Source organism: Actinomycetota bacterium (assembly GCA_013152275.1).
In the GTDB taxonomy this organism is placed as follows: Bacteria; Actinomycetota; Acidimicrobiia; order Spongiisociales; family UBA4744; genus BMS3Bbin01.
Genome location: JAADGS010000057.1, coordinates 1 through 17,629, shown reverse-complemented (window position 1 = coordinate 17,629; position 17,629 = coordinate 1). Strand labels below are relative to the sequence as shown.

16 protein-coding genes, 2 tRNA genes, 1 pseudogene and 1 riboswitch are annotated in these 17,629 nt (G+C 63.4%); of the genes and pseudogenes, 16 read left to right on the top strand and 3 right to left on the bottom strand.

Annotated elements, in window-relative coordinates:
- Positions 1–4 precede the first annotated feature (4 nt).
- Positions 5–679, bottom strand: coding sequence for a hypothetical protein (locus tag GXP34_09390; GenBank protein ID NOY56185.1), 675 nt, complete (start codon positions 677–679; stop codon positions 5–7).
- Between the two features lie 480 nt (positions 680–1,159).
- On the opposite strand from GXP34_09390, the gene GXP34_09385 reads away from it, so the two are divergent.
- Complete coding sequence (locus GXP34_09385; protein ID NOY56184.1) at positions 1,160–2,116, top strand: hypothetical protein; 957 nt, start codon at positions 1,160–1,162, stop codon at positions 2,114–2,116.
- Between the two features lie 57 nt (positions 2,117–2,173).
- On the opposite strand, the pseudogene GXP34_09380 reads toward GXP34_09385, so the two are convergent.
- Positions 2,174–3,849, bottom strand: a pseudogene (locus tag GXP34_09380) (hypothetical protein).
- Between the two features lie 281 nt (positions 3,850–4,130).
- Here GXP34_09380 and GXP34_09375 point away from each other — a divergent pair.
- From GXP34_09375 to GXP34_09340, 8 genes are all read left to right on the top strand, one after another.
- A complete protein-coding gene (locus tag GXP34_09375; GenBank protein ID NOY56183.1) occupies positions 4,131–5,822 on the top strand; it encodes a glycerol-3-phosphate dehydrogenase/oxidase in 1,692 nt (563 codons plus the stop codon).
- A 53-nt stretch (positions 5,823–5,875) separates the two neighbouring features.
- Positions 5,876–6,889, top strand: a complete 1,014-nt coding sequence (locus tag GXP34_09370) for a ketoacyl-ACP synthase III (protein ID NOY56182.1) — start codon at positions 5,876–5,878, stop codon at positions 6,887–6,889.
- A gap of 108 nt (positions 6,890–6,997) precedes the next feature.
- Positions 6,998–7,399, top strand: coding sequence for a PspC domain-containing protein (locus GXP34_09365; GenBank protein NOY56181.1), 402 nt, complete (start codon positions 6,998–7,000; stop codon positions 7,397–7,399).
- A complete protein-coding gene (locus GXP34_09360) occupies positions 7,396–7,995 on the top strand; it encodes a cell wall-active antibiotics response protein (protein ID NOY56180.1) in 600 nt (199 codons plus the stop codon). The genes GXP34_09365 and GXP34_09360 overlap by 4 nt, the downstream gene beginning before the upstream one ends.
- Positions 7,992–8,156, top strand: coding sequence for a hypothetical protein (locus GXP34_09355; protein NOY56179.1), 165 nt, complete (start codon positions 7,992–7,994; stop codon positions 8,154–8,156). Before GXP34_09360 ends, GXP34_09355 begins: the two co-directional genes overlap by 4 nt.
- A 118-nt stretch (positions 8,157–8,274) precedes the next feature.
- Positions 8,275–8,385, top strand: a riboswitch (TPP riboswitch).
- A gap of 21 nt (positions 8,386–8,406) precedes the next feature.
- Complete coding sequence (locus tag GXP34_09350; protein NOY56178.1) at positions 8,407–9,549, top strand: thiamine ABC transporter substrate-binding protein; 1,143 nt, start codon at positions 8,407–8,409, stop codon at positions 9,547–9,549.
- The gene (locus GXP34_09345) at positions 9,546–11,171 is read left to right on the top strand and encodes an iron ABC transporter permease (protein NOY56177.1); all 1,626 of its coding nucleotides are present in this window, start codon (positions 9,546–9,548) and stop codon (positions 11,169–11,171) included. Before GXP34_09350 ends, GXP34_09345 begins: the two co-directional genes overlap by 4 nt.
- On the top strand, positions 11,171–12,154 hold the full coding sequence (locus GXP34_09340; protein NOY56176.1) for an ABC transporter ATP-binding protein: 984 nt from the start codon (positions 11,171–11,173) through the stop codon (positions 12,152–12,154). The genes GXP34_09345 and GXP34_09340 overlap by 1 nt, the downstream gene beginning before the upstream one ends.
- On the opposite strand, the gene GXP34_09335 is transcribed toward GXP34_09340, so the two are convergent.
- Positions 12,149–12,751: an isoprenylcysteine carboxylmethyltransferase family protein gene (locus GXP34_09335; protein NOY56175.1), complete on the bottom strand. Its 603-nt coding sequence runs from the start codon at positions 12,749–12,751 to the stop codon at positions 12,149–12,151. The two genes, GXP34_09340 and GXP34_09335, sit on opposite strands and share 6 nt — an antisense overlap.
- 66 nt (positions 12,752–12,817) lie before the next feature.
- On the opposite strand from GXP34_09335, the gene GXP34_09330 reads away from it, so the two are divergent.
- The 7 genes from GXP34_09330 to GXP34_09300 form a co-directional block, all read left to right on the top strand.
- The gene (locus tag GXP34_09330) at positions 12,818–13,210 is read left to right on the top strand and encodes an acyl-CoA thioesterase (protein NOY56174.1); all 393 of its coding nucleotides are present in this window, start codon (positions 12,818–12,820) and stop codon (positions 13,208–13,210) included.
- Between the two features lie 131 nt (positions 13,211–13,341).
- Positions 13,342–14,358 (top strand): zinc-binding dehydrogenase, encoded by a 1,017-nt coding sequence (locus GXP34_09325; protein NOY56173.1) that lies wholly within the window; start codon positions 13,342–13,344, stop codon positions 14,356–14,358.
- A 68-nt stretch (positions 14,359–14,426) separates the two neighbouring features.
- Positions 14,427–14,504: transfer RNA gene (locus GXP34_09320), tRNA-Asp, on the top strand.
- 8 nt (positions 14,505–14,512) lie between these two features.
- Positions 14,513–14,588 (top strand) — tRNA-Phe (locus GXP34_09315).
- A gap of 813 nt (positions 14,589–15,401) precedes the next feature.
- Positions 15,402–15,728, top strand: a complete 327-nt coding sequence (locus tag GXP34_09310; protein ID NOY56172.1) for a hypothetical protein — start codon at positions 15,402–15,404, stop codon at positions 15,726–15,728.
- An 8-nt stretch (positions 15,729–15,736) separates the two neighbouring features.
- Positions 15,737–16,420, top strand: a complete 684-nt coding sequence (locus GXP34_09305; GenBank protein ID NOY56171.1) for a hypothetical protein — start codon at positions 15,737–15,739, stop codon at positions 16,418–16,420.
- A gap of 201 nt (positions 16,421–16,621) precedes the next feature.
- Positions 16,622–17,629, top strand: a 1,008-nt coding sequence (locus GXP34_09300; GenBank protein ID NOY56170.1) for a peptidoglycan-binding protein, incomplete at its 3' end; no start/stop codon positions are given.

Sequence of the window (17,629 nt, the reverse complement as noted above, 5' to 3'; positions counted from 1 at the left end):
CCGGTCAGGAGGAGAGTTGGCCTGCCACCGCGTGATCGATGGGCGAGTAGCTGTGGACGACGCAGATGAGTCCGTTGGGATCGGCTGCATCGATGAGGAACCAGTCGGGTTCGAGACCATCGCCTGCGTTCGGGGCCCTTCCCAGATAGCTGATGGCGATGCTCAGGCAGTAGCCTTCGTTGGCCAATTCGTCATGTGCCAGGAAGGTCTCCGTGGAGATCACGCCGGACACCTCGTAACTGTGCGGCTGGGTGCATGGTTTCTGTTCGAAGCTGTCGAGAGCCCCTCCGGCGGCGAGGGTGGTGTCGAAACAGTCACCGCTGACGACCGCGGAGAGCCTACCGGGACCTGAAGCATCGGGCGGCTGGAGGAACGCGAACAGGCGGGCTCCGAAGCCCCGACCACCGTCGGTGCCTGTGTCGCCGAGCCCGTTGATGGAGACGGCCGGCAGAAAAGAGACGAGCAGGGTAACCGCCAACAGCACCGCCGCCACGACACCTGCCAGCACCGCCCCGACGACCCCCAGTCGCCAACCGACACCCCAGGCGGTCGCCCATCGTTCTCGACGGCTTGTCGTCTTCCACCGCCACTGCTGCAGGCCGTTCTCGTGCTGGTCCATGGTGTACTCCTCGGGCAGCGTCCCTCCGCCCGGTAATAGAAGCATTGGGACAGTTCTCATCGGTTTCCGGTCATGCTAGATCCCACCATCGAGGGGTCGTGCTGTTGGGAAAGTTCGGTACGCGCAAAGGTCCTTCTGGCAAGGGACACGAGGTTGCGAAGAGAACGGTTTCCGGAACAGGAGGGCATTGGCACGATGCATGCCGCCGACACCCGTAACGTGATCGTGAAAGCCGACGCCCTCGGAGACACCCTCGCCGGGTGTTTGCGGCCGGGGAACGCCACAGCAACATACGAACCTCCCAACCGTCGACGCCACGGCCCGGCGTCGACGACAACCGCCCCAACAACCCGCTCGATACATCGCTGCCCCTCGTCGTGAATGACGGGGTCGGCGGACAGCATGATCTGCTCACGTTGGTCGCGACTGTCGGCCCGGCCTTTGGATCCTTATCCAACCTCTAACCCTCCCGAGAGGACCCCATAGCGTTGCCTCGAGGATCATGCCCTCATGCAACCCAGCAATCCCAGGAGGACAAGCATGTTGAAGCGAGTATCCGTGATCTCATCGATCGCACTCGCCGTGCTGCTGATCGCAGGCCTTGCCTACGCAGCAACCGCACCGGCATCCACCAATGACACCGCAACGTCCGTGAGCACCACCGACAGCCCGAGCGCGTCGGCTGACGGCTCGACGTCAACGACGGCCGAAGCCGCCGACGACAACTCTCAGGAAACAACATCGTCCGTAGCCGGTGACGGCTCGGCCACGGCCACGTCGTCGAGTTCGGACAACTCCACCGACGACTCCCTCGAGAGTGCGGATCCCCAGCCGAGCCAGGTGGCTCCCACCGGCGGAATCTTCCCCGTCGACGAAGCCGGAACGGTCGAAATCGCGGTCGGTGACACAGGACTCGAACTGGTCTCGGCAACACCTAACGACGGCTTCGAGGTCTCGAGCACGCGCACTGAGCCACACGGCATCGATGTGAAGTTCCGGAACGGATCTCTCGAAGTCGAGTTCGAGGCCGAGCTCGAGAACGGAACGCTCAACGTCAAGGTCTCCCGTGAGACTGCCGACGATGTGGCCAACGACGATCAAACTCGGGAAAGCGACCACCCCTCCACCGAGAACTCCTCCACCGAGGACTCAACGAGCGACCACCCCTCCACCGAGAACTCCTCCACCGAGGGCTCAACGGACACGACCCCGGCCGTGGACATGACCAAGACGTACACCGTCGGTACCGCCGGTTCTGTGCAGATCAAGGTTTCGGGCGGAAGTCTCGAACTGCTGGATGCCACCCCGAACGCAGGATGGGAGATCACCGAGACTCGCACCGAGGCCGATCAGATCAAGATCGAGTTCACCAACGGGTCCGAGAACGTCGAATTCGAAGCCGAACTCGACCACGGTCAACTCCAGACGAAGACCGAGATCAAGAACAACGACAGCGAGGATGAGCGCAGCGACGGCTCGTCCTCGAATAACAGCTGACACGCCGGCCCACCATCCGAGAGAGTGGGTCTCCCCGAGGCCCACTCTCTCGTTCGGCTACTTCGTCCTGAATCCGCCCAGCTCGTTGGTCAGCACCCAGGCGACGACGGCGCCGATCGTGATGTTCTCGGTCGCATAGGCAGTTTGCACAACACCGGCGGACCCGCGCTGTGCCCTTCCACTACGCGCGTCCCGCATCGCCTGGAACCTCCGCTGCCACTCGGCGAAGTTCTTCGGTCTCAGATCGACCCATCCTTTGGCGGCCCAGCGGTCAACCGCCTCGGGAGACAGCGAGATGACCGTCTCACCGGAGACTTCTGGGATCCTGATACGCGGACCTCTGATCAACGAGCTCCCGTCCTTGGTGATGATGGGCAGCCCGAGCGAAGTGATCGTGTCTCGCAAGTCGGGATGCTCCACAAGCAGACTCGTCGCCGCTGTCGCGATCTCCGCCGCTGTCGCCGCCAGGACGGCGGGCAACGTCCGATAGGTGAGCTTCAGGAGTTCGGCCTCCCACAGCAACTTGGAGAGCTCCGGCGGACCGAGCTGGCCGAGCGCGACGCTGTGCGTGCCGGTCTCCTCTTCGAGCTTGCGCAGTTTCACGAGAGCGTCCTCACGCAGCACACCGGCCCGATAACTCGGATCCACGACCGAGGCGTCCATCGCCGCGATGACATCGTGGCCCGTGTTGTCGCCGACGATCTCTTGCAGGCAGATCTGTGCAATCTCCTCTGGAGTTACGAACTCCATCTGCCGCAGCGCGGTGATCGCCTCGAATTCACCCTTCGTGAACACGCCGTTCTCCCCTGTGCCCACCACGGGAAGCTGCAGATCGGGCCCCCGTTCGAACTCGTCGGGACTCACCCGCAGGGCAAGGTGCGTGTCTCGACACGCGCGCCGTACCGACGCACGGGCTCACCCCGCTCATAGATCGTTCGGTGGTCAATGTCCGCGTACCCGATCATTGCCGCAGGTTTGACCTCCTTGACGATCGGCCCACCGGCCGTTCGAGCCATGAGGAACAGCAGGCCGGTATGGGCAAATGCAACGGACGCCTTGGTCATCAGCTTCGCGGAAGGGCGGTCTTCCGAATGCGTGTAGGGGACGTTCAATCCCATTCCACCGGTTCCCGTCGTGCCGATCTTGAGATAGAGGCGTGTCCCAGCCTTTCGCATCGCCCTGTCCAGAATCATCACATGGCGGATCAACTGGGGAACCGCCTGGGAGAGAATCAGCGTCTCGACATCGTGAGCGACTTCATCGCCCGGGTACGAAGGGTCCTCCTGGAGTCGATCCACGCTTCGCTTGGCGCATCGGGCCGACGTATACACGTCCTGATAGCTGATGGCGGTCGCCGTGTTGATCGCATCGACGATCACGTCGGGACGATGCCCATCGATCAGATGAGCCAACCGGGAACGTTCGAACGCCTCGTCGACGGGACCCAGAAGATCAGCGAAGATGCCCTCCCGGGCATCTTCATCTTCGAGCAGATCGCCCCGAGAGCGCTGAGCAAACGCTTCCCGGGCAAAGATGTCGCCCCACTCGCCGACGAATTCGGTCTCACCCTCTGGAAACAGGGCACGCAGGTCGGCGACGGCCTGCTCGACTCCCTCTTCGTAGAGCGAGACGAGCACGATCCGGTCCGGACGCAGGTCGGTTGCAACACGGTGCGCCACCTGAAAGCCGACCAGACCGGCCCCCCCAAGAATCATGAACGTTCGGTCCTCCATGCACTGCCTCCGCCCTCGACACCACAAACCTAGGCTACCCGGCCAAAGAACCCGCCCCTTCATCTCGCCGAGGAACACCTCCCAAAACCTTCTCCGTTCCCAAGGAGGTCACGTCCCAAGCACCCCCTCCGCCCTCAGCCCGAACCTCGAGGGCACCTCCCCGAGCGTCGGCCCTGGGGGTCTCCTGGGGGAGCAAACGACCGGGAAAGTGGCCGGCGAAGCCGGGAGGGTCACTTCGAGCAGTCGGCAACCTCCAAGAACAACACATCTAGTCTTCGACCATGACATCCGCCCTCAGTCCGATGCAGCGCCGCAGGGACATCGATCGGCTACGGAGCGAGACATTCGACGTACTGGTCATCGGCGGTGGGATCACAGGGACGGGCGCCGCGCTCGACGCCGCATCACGTGGCCTCTCGGTCGGCCTCATCGAACAGCGTGACCTTGCTTCCGGAACATCGAGCCGATCCAGCAAGCTCATCCACGGAGGGCTCCGCTACCTCGAACAACTCAACTTTCGTCTCGTGTGGGAAGCGCTGCACGAGCGTGGCCTCCTGCTGGACCGCATCGCCCCACACCTGGTCCGACCGGTCTCATTCCTCTACCCACTCACCCATCGTGTCTGGGAGCGGCTCTACGTGGGAGCCGGAGTCACGATGTACGACCTGTTCGCCAGAGCAGGCGTCAACCCACTCCCATGGCACAGGCAACTCTCCCGAAGACGTGCGATCGAGCTGTTTCCCTCTCTACGCAAAGACGGCCTCGTCGGCGCGATCCGCTACTGGGACGCTCAAGAGGACGACGCCCGCTTTGTCCTGACCGTTGCCCGCACCGCCGCAGGACTCGGTGCCGCCATCGCACCCAGCATGATCGCCACCGGACTCCGCAGGGACGGTGACCGGGTCACCGGAGTGGAGACCCGCTGTCTCGAATGTGGAGAGACCTTCACGATCAATGCCCGAACCGTCATCAACGCCACCGGCGTCTGGACCGACAAGATCCAGGACTTCGCGGGTCGCGGTGCGATCCACGTACGCGCCTCCAAAGGCATCCACCTGGTCGTACCCAGAGACCGTATCCGTGGAGACACAGGCCTGATCACCAAGACCGAGAAGAGCGTCCTGTTCGTCATACCCTGGGATCGTCACTGGATCATCGGTACGACGGATACCGATTGGGATCTGGACCTCGCCCATCCCGCCGCTTCGAGTACGGACATCGAGTACCTGCTCAAGCACATCAACAAGGTCATCGACCCGCCCCTCGGTCACGATGATGTCGCAGGCGTCTTCGCCGGCCTACGACCGCTGCTGTACGGCGAATCTGATTCGACGTCCAAGCTGACCCGGGAGCACGCGGTTACCGAGGTCGTCCCCGGTCTCATCACCGTCGCAGGCGGCAAGTACACGACCTATCGGGTCATGGCCAAGGATGCCGTCGACGCCACCGTGAAGAGCCTCGGTTCGGACACGCCACCATCCGCAACACACGACCTCGCTCTCGCAGGAGCCGAGGGGTATCGGGACCTGTGGGACCGAAGGGAGCAGATCGCCGTGAGACGATCCCTTTCCCTCGAGACCGTCGAACACCTCCTGCACCGGTACGGCTCGATGATCGAGGACATCTTCGGGCTGATCGACGCCGACCCGACGCTGGGGCGCACACTCTCCGGCGGATACCTGAGAGCCGAGATCGTCTACGCGGCCTCCCACGAGGGCGCACTGCATCTCGACGACGTCCTCACGCGAAGGACCAGGATCTCTGTCGAGACCGCTGACCGTGGAACCGATGTCGCCGAAGAAGCCGCCCGACTCATCGGACCTCTACTCGGTTGGGACGAGCAAACCCGCCGGCGGGAGGTGACCTACTACCTCGCCCGGGTCGAGGCCGAGCGAGACTCACAACGCCAACCCGACGACCGAACGGCCGACGCGGTTCGTCTCGGCGCCCCAGACATCCGCAAGTCGACCTGACCGGTCTCACATCGCGCGATACCATGCCCGCACCATCCGGGAAGGCAGATCGCATGGCACTCCGTTCGCGAATCACGGGCGTGGGAAGCTACGTCCCACCGAGGGTCGTCACCAACGACGACCTCACTCATCTCATGGACACGTCCGATGAGTGGATCACCCAGCGCACGGGCATCAAGCAACGGCACTGGGTGGAAGGCGCCACGACCACCTCCGATCTGGCTCTGCAAGCGTCCGACCAGGCCCTCGCGTCGGCAGGAATCGGCCCCGAGGACCTGGACATGATCTTCTTCGCGACCATCAGTCCGGATCATTTCTTCCCCGGCAGTGGCGTATTCCTCCAGCGCAAGCTGGGAATCTCCGACATCCCTGCGATCGACGTCCGCCAGCAGTGCACCGGATTCATCTACGCCGCCTCGATGGCCGACCAGTACATCCGCACCGGATCGGCGCGCCAGGTTCTCGTCGTTGGCGCCGAGATTCACTCCAAAGGCCTCGACATCAGCACCGAGGGGCGCGATGTCGCCGTGCTTTTCGGGGATGGCGCCGGAGCGATCGTCATGGAGGCCACCGACGTCCAGGACCCTGCGGTCGATGCGCATGTCTTCTCCACGCATCTGCACGCCGACGGCAGGTTTGCCGAAGAGTTGTGGGTCGAAGCCCCCGGAATGGCAGTCGGCGGCCGCATGGTCACCCACGAGATCATCGACCAAGGTCTCATCTACCCGAAAATGAACGGCCGCAAGGTGTACGTCAACGCGATCAAGCGCATGCCGGAAGCGATCATCGAGACCATCGAAGCCAACGGAGTCGCTCTCGAAGACGTCGACCTCTTCGTCTTCCACCAGGCCAACCTCCGGATCAACGAGGCCGTCGCACAGCGCATGGGGATTCCCGAGGAGAAGGTGTTCAACACAATCGACCGCTTCGCCAATACGACCGCCGCGACGATCCCGATCGGACTTCACGAGGCCGAGAAGATCGGAGTTCTCCAGCCGGGGATGCTGGTGGCATCGGCGTCCTTCGGCAGCGGCTTCACGTGGGCATCGATGCTGATCCGCTGGTAGACCGTTCTCGTGACGCTTCATGGGAATAGTCCCGGCCGAGCGTCACGAGAACGGGGAAAAGGTTCGTGCGGACTCGGGTAGGTTGGAATCGACGCCAGGAGGGAACATATGACCACACATGAGGGCTCGGAGCCGGCGAGCGCGCCGAAGGTCCTGCGACGGAGCGCAAACGACAAGGTCATCGCAGGGGTTGCAGGCGGGCTGGGCCGCTACCTGGGCATCGACTCGGTGATCATTCGGATCATCCTGCTCGTCCTGCTCGTCGCAGGCGGATCCGGTTTTCTGATCTATCTGATCGGATGGGTCGCCATGCCGATGGAACGACCCGGCGACAACGTCGGACCTGCGACCGGACAGGCAAGCAACGCAACCGTGCTGATCGGCGCCGCGCTGATCGTCATCGGCGGATTCATGATCCTCGACCGTATCGTCCCGAGCCTCGGCAAGTTCATCCTGCCGGCAACCGTGATCATCATCGGTCTGGCGGTGATCATAGGAGGCAGGCGATGAACGGTCGCGCCGGGCGACTCATCCTTGGCCTGATCATCCTGCTGATCGGGCTCGGATGGTTCTTCCAGGCGGCAGGATTGATCGACCACCTGGCCTGGGACTGGATCCTCCCCGCCATCCTCATCGTCGTCGGTCTGGCGCTCATCGCCGACGCCAAGGGGCGAAGGCACGGCGGTCTGATCGCTCTCGGCGTGATCCTGACGCTCATACTCGTGGCAGGCGGAGGCAGGGCGGTCAACGTCGACACGACCACGAGCGCGGTGGGCGATCGACACGAACGGATAACCAGCATGACCGACCTCAAGGACACCTCCATGTTCGCCGGCAGCCTCACCCTCGACCTGCGTGATCTCGACCTGCCGTCCGGAACCACCAAGATCGACATCAGCGTGTTCGCCGGAGAGATCGAGATTCGCGTCCCGAGTGACGCCACCGTCGAGGTGAACGCCAACACGCTGTTCGGAGAGATCAACGCGTTCGGTGAGCAGCGGTCGGGTGTGGGTGTGGGCCTCGACAAGACGTCGTCGGGAGACAGCGACCGGACCCTGGTATTGAACGTCTCCGCCTTCGCCGGGCAGATCGGAGTATCACGATGAAAGGTTCCATCACCGCCGGAGTGTTCTTCGTCATCGTCGGAGTCGTCTTCCTTCTCGAAGCCGCAGGAGTTTGGGACGTCCCTTCGGGCTACCTGTTGCCGGCGGCCGTGATCGCCCTGGGAGTAGCCCTACTCGTTGGAGGCGCCGCCGACAGGACCTGACCGAACACGAGCACCCCCCTCCCGTTCTCGTGACGGTTCACCGGAATAGTCCCGCCCAACCGTCACGAGAACGGGAGGATTTGTCGGGGTCGCGTCCCTCCCGCCGGTTCCGCTACAATCGACATCGCACGGGAGCTCGGTTTGACCGGGCTGAGAAGGAGGCTTGGAGCCTCCGACCGTTGGAACCTGACCGGATAATGCCGGCGTAGGAAGCTGTCTCAGCCTGGCCTCCGAACACAAAGGAGGCACCATGCGTAGAACACCAGAGGTCCGTCGTCTCGGCGGGCTTGTCATTGCACTGACCCTGATCGTCGCGGCATGTAGCCCGACAGGATCGGCACCGAAGGAAACGAGTACGACAACAAGCGAGACCACCGCCCAACCCGGAGAGACCACCACCCAACCCACGACAACGACCACCCAACCCGTCGAAATCGTCCTGCTCACCCACGATGCGTTTGCCGTCTCGGACAATGTCCTCGCAGACTTCACCTCCCAGACCGGCATCAACGTCAAGCTGTTGCGGTCGGACGATGCCGGGACGATGCTCAATCAGACGATCCTCACGAAGGACAACCCGATCGCAGACGTGATGTTCGGTATCGACAACACGTTCCTCTCCAGGGCCTTGTCGGAAGGTATCTTCGATCCGTATGAGTCGCCGGGCCTGGCAACGGTGCCCAAGGCACTCCAACTCGACCCCGAGCACTACGTCACACCGATCGACTTCGGCGACGTCTGCATCAATTACGACAAGGCGGCGTTCACAGGAGATGTCCCGGTCCCGACTTCACTTCTCGACCTGACCGACCCGGCCTATCGAGACATGCTCGTCGTCGAAGATCCGGCGACGTCGTCACCCGGCCTGGCGTTTCTGCTGGCAACGATCGCCGAGTTCGGCGAGGAGGGCGACTACACCTGGAAGGACTTCTGGGCGGACTTGGCCGCAAACGGAGTCAAGGTCGACAGCGGATGGACGGAGGCCTACTACTCGGACTTCTCCGCCGCGTCGGATGGGATACGGCCCCTGGTCGTCTCCTACGCGTCGTCTCCGCCGGCAGAGGTGATCTTCTCCGAGACTCCGCTCACCAGCGCGCCGACAGGCGTCATCACCGACGGGTGCTTCCGTCAGATCGAGTTCGCAGGGATCCTCGCGGGCACCGAACATCCGGACGCCGCCCGGAAACTCATCGACTTCATGCTCTCGAAAGAGTTCCAGGAGGACATCCCCCTGAACATGTTCGTCTTCCCCGCGAACTCCCAAGCCGAGCTGCCACCCGAGTTCATCGAATTCACGACACTGCCCGAGCACCCGGAGTCGCTGGACCCGGCCCTCATCGAACAGAACAGGGAACGCTGGATCGAGGAGTGGACGGAGATCCTACGAAAGTGAGAACCCCGGCCAGACTACGAGAGCGTGTCGGCGGCGTCATCCTCGTCGTACTCCCTCTCGTCTTCCTTGGCTACTTCTTCGCGTACCCGCTTGGAGCGATTCTCTCCAAGAGTCTCCTCCAGGCGGGGCGCGTCGACCTGACGCCTTTCGCCGACGTGTTCCGCCGCGGCACCCTGCGAAATGCCATCTGGTTCACCGTGTGGCAGGCGACCGCATCCATGCTGCTCACACTGGTCGTCGCGTTGCCGACCGCATACGTGTTCGCGCGGTACCGGTTCCCCGGTAAGAACCTGCTTCGTGCAGCAATCACCGTTCCGTTCGTACTCCCGACCGTGGTCGTCGGCACGGCCTTTCTGGCACTCCTCGGACCGACCGGACTGATCGATCTCAGCGGCACCGTGTGGCTCATCCTCATCGCCCATGTCTTCTTCAACTACGCCATCGTCGTGCGCACCGTCGGCGGGTTCTGGGCGAATCTCGATCCTCGACTCGAAGAGGCGGCACGAATGCTGGGCGCGGGACGCTGGCGCACGTTCCGCACCGTCACACTGCCGCTGCTCCGCCCTGCACTGGCGGCGGCAGGATCGATCGTGTTCCTGTTCACCTTCACGTCCTTCGGAGTGATCCTCATCCTCGGAGGTCTTCGCTTCGCCACGATCGAAGTCGAGATCTGGCGCCAGACGATCTCCTATCTGCAGTTGCCGATCGCGAGTGCACTCGCCGTGATTCAACTCGTCGGCGTCACGTCGATCCTGTTCGCGTACTCGCGCTACCAACAGCGGCGCATGATCGAACTGCCGCTGCGCCCGGCACAGGAAGTCTCACGGACACCCAGGACGTTGCGCGACCGGGCCATCGTCGGTATCACCCTTGGCTTCACCGGTCTCTTCCTCGGAACCCCCCTGGCGGTACTCATCGAACGCTCCCTGCGGACCGACGCCGGGTTCGGGCTCGCCGCCTACCGATCCCTCGCCACACCGACCTCCGCCCTCTTCGTCCCACCGGTGGAAGCCATCCGGAACTCGATCCTCTTCGCCTTCGCGGCGACCGTGATTGCCGTGACCGTCGGCATGGCGGCTGCGGCAATCGTCGCCTACCGGACGGGTCTTCTCTCCAGAGCCTTCGACGTGCTGCTGATGCTCCCCCTCGGCACGTCCGCGGTGACGATCGGGTTCGGTTTCCTCGTGGCGCTCGGACGACCGGTCGACCTGAGGACCTCACCGGTGCTGATACCGATCGCCCACGCGCTCGTCGCAATCCCGTTCGTCGTGCGAACCGCCGTCCCGGTAATGCGGTCCGTGAAGGAGAAGCTGCGCGAAGCTGCGGCAATGCTCGGCGCTCCCCCCTCCCGCGTGTGGCGACGGATCGACCTCCCGATGGTGTTTCGCGCCGGACTGGTCGGCGCAGGGTTCGCGTTCGCCATATCCCTCGGAGAGTTCGGCGCCACGAGTTTCATTGCCCGGCCGGCGACGCCCACGCTGCCGATCGCGATCTTCCGTCTGCTCGGACGACCGGGCACCCTCGATCAGGCGCTGGCACTCGCAACGGTGCTCATGGTGCTCACCGCACTCTCGATACTCCTCATCGAGCGGTTCCGGTTCGGCGAGTTGGGTGATTTCTGATGCTCGAAGTGAAGGACCTCGCCGTCTCCTTCGCAGGAGTGCCATTCCTCCACGATGTGAACCTGACCGTGACGGACGGAACGGTCGTCGCGATCCTCGGTCCCAGCGGAAGTGGAAAGACGACGCTACTGCGAACCATCGCCGGCCTGCAACGCCCCGACTCCGGATCCATCGCCTGGAACGGAGAGCCACTCGACCACACACCACCACATGCCCGAGGCTTCGGACTGATGTTCCAGGACTACGCCCTGTTTCCGCATATGACCGTCGGCGCAAACGTCGCCTTCGGCATCGAAGACCGCCCCGACGTGGACCGCAGAGTCGCGGAGGTGCTTCGCTGGGTGGGGCTGGCAGGGTACGAAGATCGGGGCGTCGGGCATCTCTCCGGCGGTGAGCAGCAGCGTGTGGCCCTGGCTCGTTCGCTCGCACCCGAACCCAAGGTCCTGATGCTCGACGAACCCGTCGGATCCCTCGACCGGACGTTGAGAGAGCGGATCGTTCCAGAGCTCAGAGACCTCTTCGTGACTCACAACATCACCGCGATCTACGTCACCCACGACCAGGAGGAGGCATTCGGGATCGCCGACTGGATCGTCATCCTACGAGACGGCACGGTTGCCCAAGCCGGTACTCCCGAGCAGGTGTGGCGAGCACCGGTGGACGCATGGGTGGCCCGGTTCCTCGGATTCGCCAACGTGGTCACGGTCAACGTGTCCGGCGGGATCGCCACTGCACCGTGGGGCACGTTCGAAGCCCCGGGAGTCTCCGACGGCCCACACCAGGTGATCATCAGACAGGACGCCATCACGGAGAACGGTCCGCTCGAAGCCGTCGTCGCGCAACGCAGCTTCCGGGGAGGCCACTACACGACCCACCTCGAAATGCCCGACGGGACGATCCTCCAGGCCGACCTCGACCACGCCGAGGAGCCCGGCACATCGATCCGTTTCCGCATCGACCCCGACGGAGTCGTCGGCCTATGAGCCGGTGTGCGCCCGTCTTGGGAGATACATGCCCGTGCGTTCCCTGTAGGCCCGGTAGTCGTCCCCGTATCTGATCAACAGATCACGCTCCTCCGCCCGCGACATGAGATGGAACAGCGGAAGCCACACGAACGAGTAGATCGCCAGGAAGGGTGAGTGGCACAGGAAGGCGATCACCCACCAGTACCAGACCTCGCCCGCGGCCTGTGGATGCCTGATCTTCTCGTAGATTCCGCCGTACATGGTGTGCTGTTCCTTGAGAACCATGGTCTCCTCGCCGGCGTCCTTCATCCCGCGGGCGAACACGATGCCCGAAGGAATGGCGATAACGACGGCGATCAGCGCGGACACCCAGTAGGGCCAGGGAAACGTCTTCGGGAACGACCACGGCAACGGGAAGAACGCATACACCACGTAGTTGATCCCGACGACCGTCATCATCACCGCGGAGAGGACCCGGAACCGCGTGCACGTCCGATAGGCGGCTTCGGCACCGATCCGTCGCGACAGCGCCGCCGGCCGGACGCTCGCCACATAGAAGACGAACGTCAAGATCGTGGCGCCGACCATCACCGCAACGTTGAGCCACGGCAGCATCTGGAGTCTCCTCTCCCGGCGCAATGCTACGCCCACGTGGGAACGCCTGCAGTAGCCTGTCCACTCATGGCACACACGACGACCCTCAAAGTTCGCTTCTACGAACTGGATCCCTACAGCCACGTGAACCACACCGCGTACTTCGGCTACTTCGAGACCGCACGCATCGAGGCACTCGAATCGGTGGGGCTCGCCATGGATCAGATGTCGGCAGTGGGGATCCATGTGGTGGTCGTCGAGGCCGACGCCCGGTTCCTCGTCCCGGCCGTCGGCGGTGACACGCTCCGGATCGAGACGGCCGTGAAAGAACGAAGGCGCGCTTCGTCCATGTGGCAGCAGCGGATGTTCCGAGATGACACGTTGATCGCCACGCTCGAGATCCGCGCGGCGGTCACCGACCTCGACGGCAGGCCGACCCGGTTCCCGACCGAGTTCGCCGAGGCGCTCGCAGCACTCTGAGGACGAGCCGCCCACCAGCCTGCCGACCACAGCCGCCGACATGTCTCACACACGAGGTTCAGTGACCTCGCAAAGTGATCGAGGGACTCTGGACCCGACCCCGGGAACAGGCCGCTACTACGCTGCTTGTCATGAAAGCATGGCTCCTTCACGACATCGATGGACCGGATTCCTTCACACTCGAGGACGTCCAGACCCCCAGCCCTGGCCCCGGGGAGGTCCGAGTTCACCTGAAGACATCGGCCCTCAACCACCTCGATATCTGGTCGTCCATGGGGATGCCGAAACCCCCGCTCCCCCACGTCGCCGGCGCGGACGGTGCAGGCGTCGTCGATGCCATCGGAGCAGATGTCGCCGGATTGGCCATCGGCGATGAAGTCATCGTCAATCCGTCGGTCTCCTGCGGACACTGTGCGGCGTGCCTGCGCGGGAATACGCCATTCTGTGATGCGTATCAGATCCTCGGGGAGCACCGCTGGGGGACCTTCGCAGAACAGGTCGTCGCCCCGGCCCGAAACGTCACGGCGAAACCTTCGTCACTGAGCTGGGAGGAGGCGGGCGCGTACGGTCTCGCCTACGGGACCGCGTACCGCATGCTGCGCAGGGCTCGTCTTCAGGCCGGTGAGGTGCTGCTGGTGATCGGCGTCGGAGGCGGCGTGTCGAGCGCCGGGATGCTCATCGGCAAGGCGATGGGAGCGACCGTGTTCGTCACTTCTCGGAATGCCGAGAAGATCGAGAAGGCGATCTCGCTGGGAGCGGACGGTGGGTTCCTCTCCGACGAGGGTTACGACCGCGCCCTCAAAGCAGCTACCGGTGCCGGTGCCGATGTCGTGCTCGAGAACGTCGGCAAACCGACGTGGGACACCTCTGTTCGCTCCCTCGAGAAGGGCGGCCGTCTCGTCACGTGTGGAGCAACGGGAGGAACGACCGTGGAACTCACCGTTCCGAGGTTGTTCTTCAAACAGCTCGAGATCATCGGGTCGACCATGTACGACTTCGGTGAGTTCGCGTCGACAACACGCCTCGTCGCCACAGGACAGGTGCCGGTCCTCGTCGATTCCGTCTTCGCCTTCGACGATCTCCCCACGGCTCTGGGCCGCATGCAGGGCAATGACCAGTTCGGCAAGATTCTGCTGCGGCATGGCTGACGAACCCGGGCGGGTTCCAGACCCCCTATACTGCCGCCGTCTACACGGCTGCGCCGTGGAGCGGTCTTGGGGGCGTGGTGAAGCCTGGAGTTCACGCCGGCCTGTCAAGCCGGAGGTCGCGGGTTCAAATCCCGTCGTCCCCGCCAACCTGCTCGGCCAGGTAGCTCAGTAGGAAGAGCACAGGTCTGAAAAACCTGGGGTCGGCAGTTCGATTCTGCCCCTGGCCACCAACGAAACCCCTGCGTGGGAGGCTATTCTGGCCCCGTTAGCTGGGGCTTCCCGTTCGTGACACTTCGCATCGCCACCTGGCCTTTGTCGACGTTTCTCAACATCTCAGCACAAATGGAGCACAAATGGCAGTGTACTCTGTGCGGCTCTGAGCCGAGCTAGCACCCCGTCAGGCAGCCTTGGCGCCGTTCTGGCGGCCAGGAACGCCGCTCACTGCATTCTCCGCCTCGGCGCACTCATAGGTGTGCCTTCGTTGTAGGGCCTTGTGAGCAACGCCCCTGCCTCGCCATCGACACTCCGAACGTTGGCTGGCGCGGCACCAGATCGGGCTTGGATCCGCGTGGACCATGCACCAAGCCTCGACCCGAGCACAGCTGGGTCGCTCGGATCGTTCGCCCCGCGAATATCAAGGCCAGATAGCTCCGGTATCCTCGACAAGAACCACCTGGTCCGGGGGTTCTCCTCATGGTTCCCTGGGCGCATGTTGTGAGCCCGGCAGGACTCAAACCTGCGACCAACAGGTCATACGCCTGACACGGCGGGTTCCGATGACCAGGAGGAATGACCCAAGAACCTGCCGCGACCTGGACATTCACCCACCGGTCAATGCCCGTCGATTCTCGCCCATTCCTGTTCCTCTGACGGACAGAATACGGACAGGAGTCGGAAGCGGCGGGCAACCAGGACAGCACGAAGATTCTTGCGTCGGTTCGGGAACCTTGCGCCCGAATCTCCACTCTTTGGGAACAGAGGACGGCTCTTTCGCGAATACATACAGTGAGAGGTGTGAGATCCAGGAAAGGGGAGTTCGCAAGATGAAGCGAATCACTGTCCTCGTACTGGTTGTCGTGTTGGCTGCGATGGCAGCATTGCCTGCTGGGGCAACAATCCAGACGCTTGAGAAGCAGGGCCACCAGGACTGCGGTACCTACATCGCTGGTATCCAGTCGAGGTCGTCAGGACAGGTCCAGCACTATCAAGCCGACCCGTATGGAGGTGTCAGAGGGAGTTGGAACGACGGCTCGACTGTGAGGACCCACCAGTCGATTGGGAATGCTTTTGCCTTCGACTGGGTCGTCTATGAGTTCGGTGGCGTGCTGTATGACAACGATACGCACGGCTGGTGCACGGACATCAGCTAGAAGGTCACATGGTTCGCTGCACAGAAACTAGATTGAGACTGTGGGTCGGGGGTGTGGTGCTGTTGGTGATGCTGGCCGGGTGCACCCCCGGTGACGCAGCATCACCCACGTCGTCGAGCGCCTCCACGACGACTGCGGTGACGGAGACGTCTCCGACGGTGACAGGCACGACCAGTGCCGGCGTCTTGAGCGATTATGGGGATTCGGGTGTGCCTTTTGCCGATGTGTTGCCGATACCGACGCTGGATCCGATCACCGGGTACGGAGACTTCTCAGGTGTTTCGTACTATGACGTCGACTGGGTCGAGGTCACTGCGCTGGAGGTGCAGTGCGCCAACGACCAAGGGTATCCGGTGACCGTCATCCCCCCGGGTAACGGGATCGGTTACAACCAGGTCGTGCTCGACCAGCAAAACATGGCTCTGGCGGTGGTCTCTGCCTGCTGGGCGGGGCTGCATATCCCACCGTCCGAACCGATGACGGAGGAGCAGGTCACCGAGTTCTATTACCAACAGGTCGACACCAAGGCGTGCCTTGAAGCCGAGGGGTACACGGTCGACGATCCACCGTCACTGGATACGTTCATCGACAGCTACATGGGCGGTCAGGACATCTGGACTGCGTACAACTCGGTTCCGAGAATGAGTCAAGCGGACTGGTACAGAATCCAAGAGCTATGTCCCCAACCGTGAACCGGCCTGGCGACGCACACAAACTGGAGTGTGTGGAGTGGCGGGTCGATGTTCGACGGGCTGTGTCATGTGGTGGGCTCCGGCTGGGACGTCATCCTCAATCGTCGTACGGTCGGAGTCCACCCGGAAGCGTGCCGTTGGAGGTCTCCGGGGAGCCCGGCCGGCTTCACCGGTGGTGTCTGGTGTGATGAGGAAGGTGTGATGAAGCGTCGATGGGTTGCGCTGTGGGTTGCGGTGGCGATCGTGGGTGTCGGTGCGGTGGGGTTTTGGGCGGGCCGGAGGGCGTTGGTTCCGCCGGGGAATCCGTTGACGGGGGCCGAGGCTGTGACCTATGCGGTGGGGGAGGGTGAGGTTGGCCGGTCGTTGACGTTTACCGCGGTCGCGGAGTGGGATTTGACTCCGGTTGGTCGTAATGGGGCGTCGGGTGTGGTGACGTCGATGCCGGTGAGGGTGGGCGGTGCGGTGTCGTCGGGCGATGTGTTGTATACGGTGGATTTGCGTCCGGTGGTGATCGCGCAAGGGTCGGTGCCGGCGTTTCGCGATCTGTCGTTGAAGGCGGTGGGGCCGGATGTGGCCCAGTTGCAGGGTCTGCTTGTCGGGTTGGGGTTGTTGTCGGTGGAACCGGACGGGGTGTTCGGCCGCTCGACCCGCGATGCGGTGAAGGTGTGGCAGTCGTCGTTGGGGGTGGCGGCGGATGGTGTGGTGCGGGCCGGTGACGTCGTGTTCGTACCTGTCTTGCCGGTGCGGGTCGTGTTCGCCGAGGTGTTGGAGGTGGGGGCGCGTCTGAGCGGCGGGGAGGAGGTCGTGTCGGTGGTGCCCGACGATCCGGTGTTTCGGATTCCGTTGTCGATCGAGCAGCGGACCCTGGTGCCGCTGTCGGCCGAGGTTCGGGTGACGTTCCCGGAGGGGGTGTGGGACGCTCGGGTGGATCGGGCGGTGGAGTCGCCGGAGTTCGGCCAGTTGGATCTGTTGTTGACCGGGATCGATGGAGGGTCGGTGTGCGGGTCGGGGTGCGCCCGGTGGGTGGACCTGGTCGACAGGACGGATTTTCGTGCCGAGGTGGTCGTGATCCCGGTGACGTCTGGGCCGTTGGTGCCAGTCGCGGCGATCGGTTCGGACGCGGCGAACCAACCGTTCGTGACGACCGTCGACGGCACCCGGGTTCCGGTGACGATCGTCGCGGCGTCCCAGGGGGTCGCGGTGGTCGAC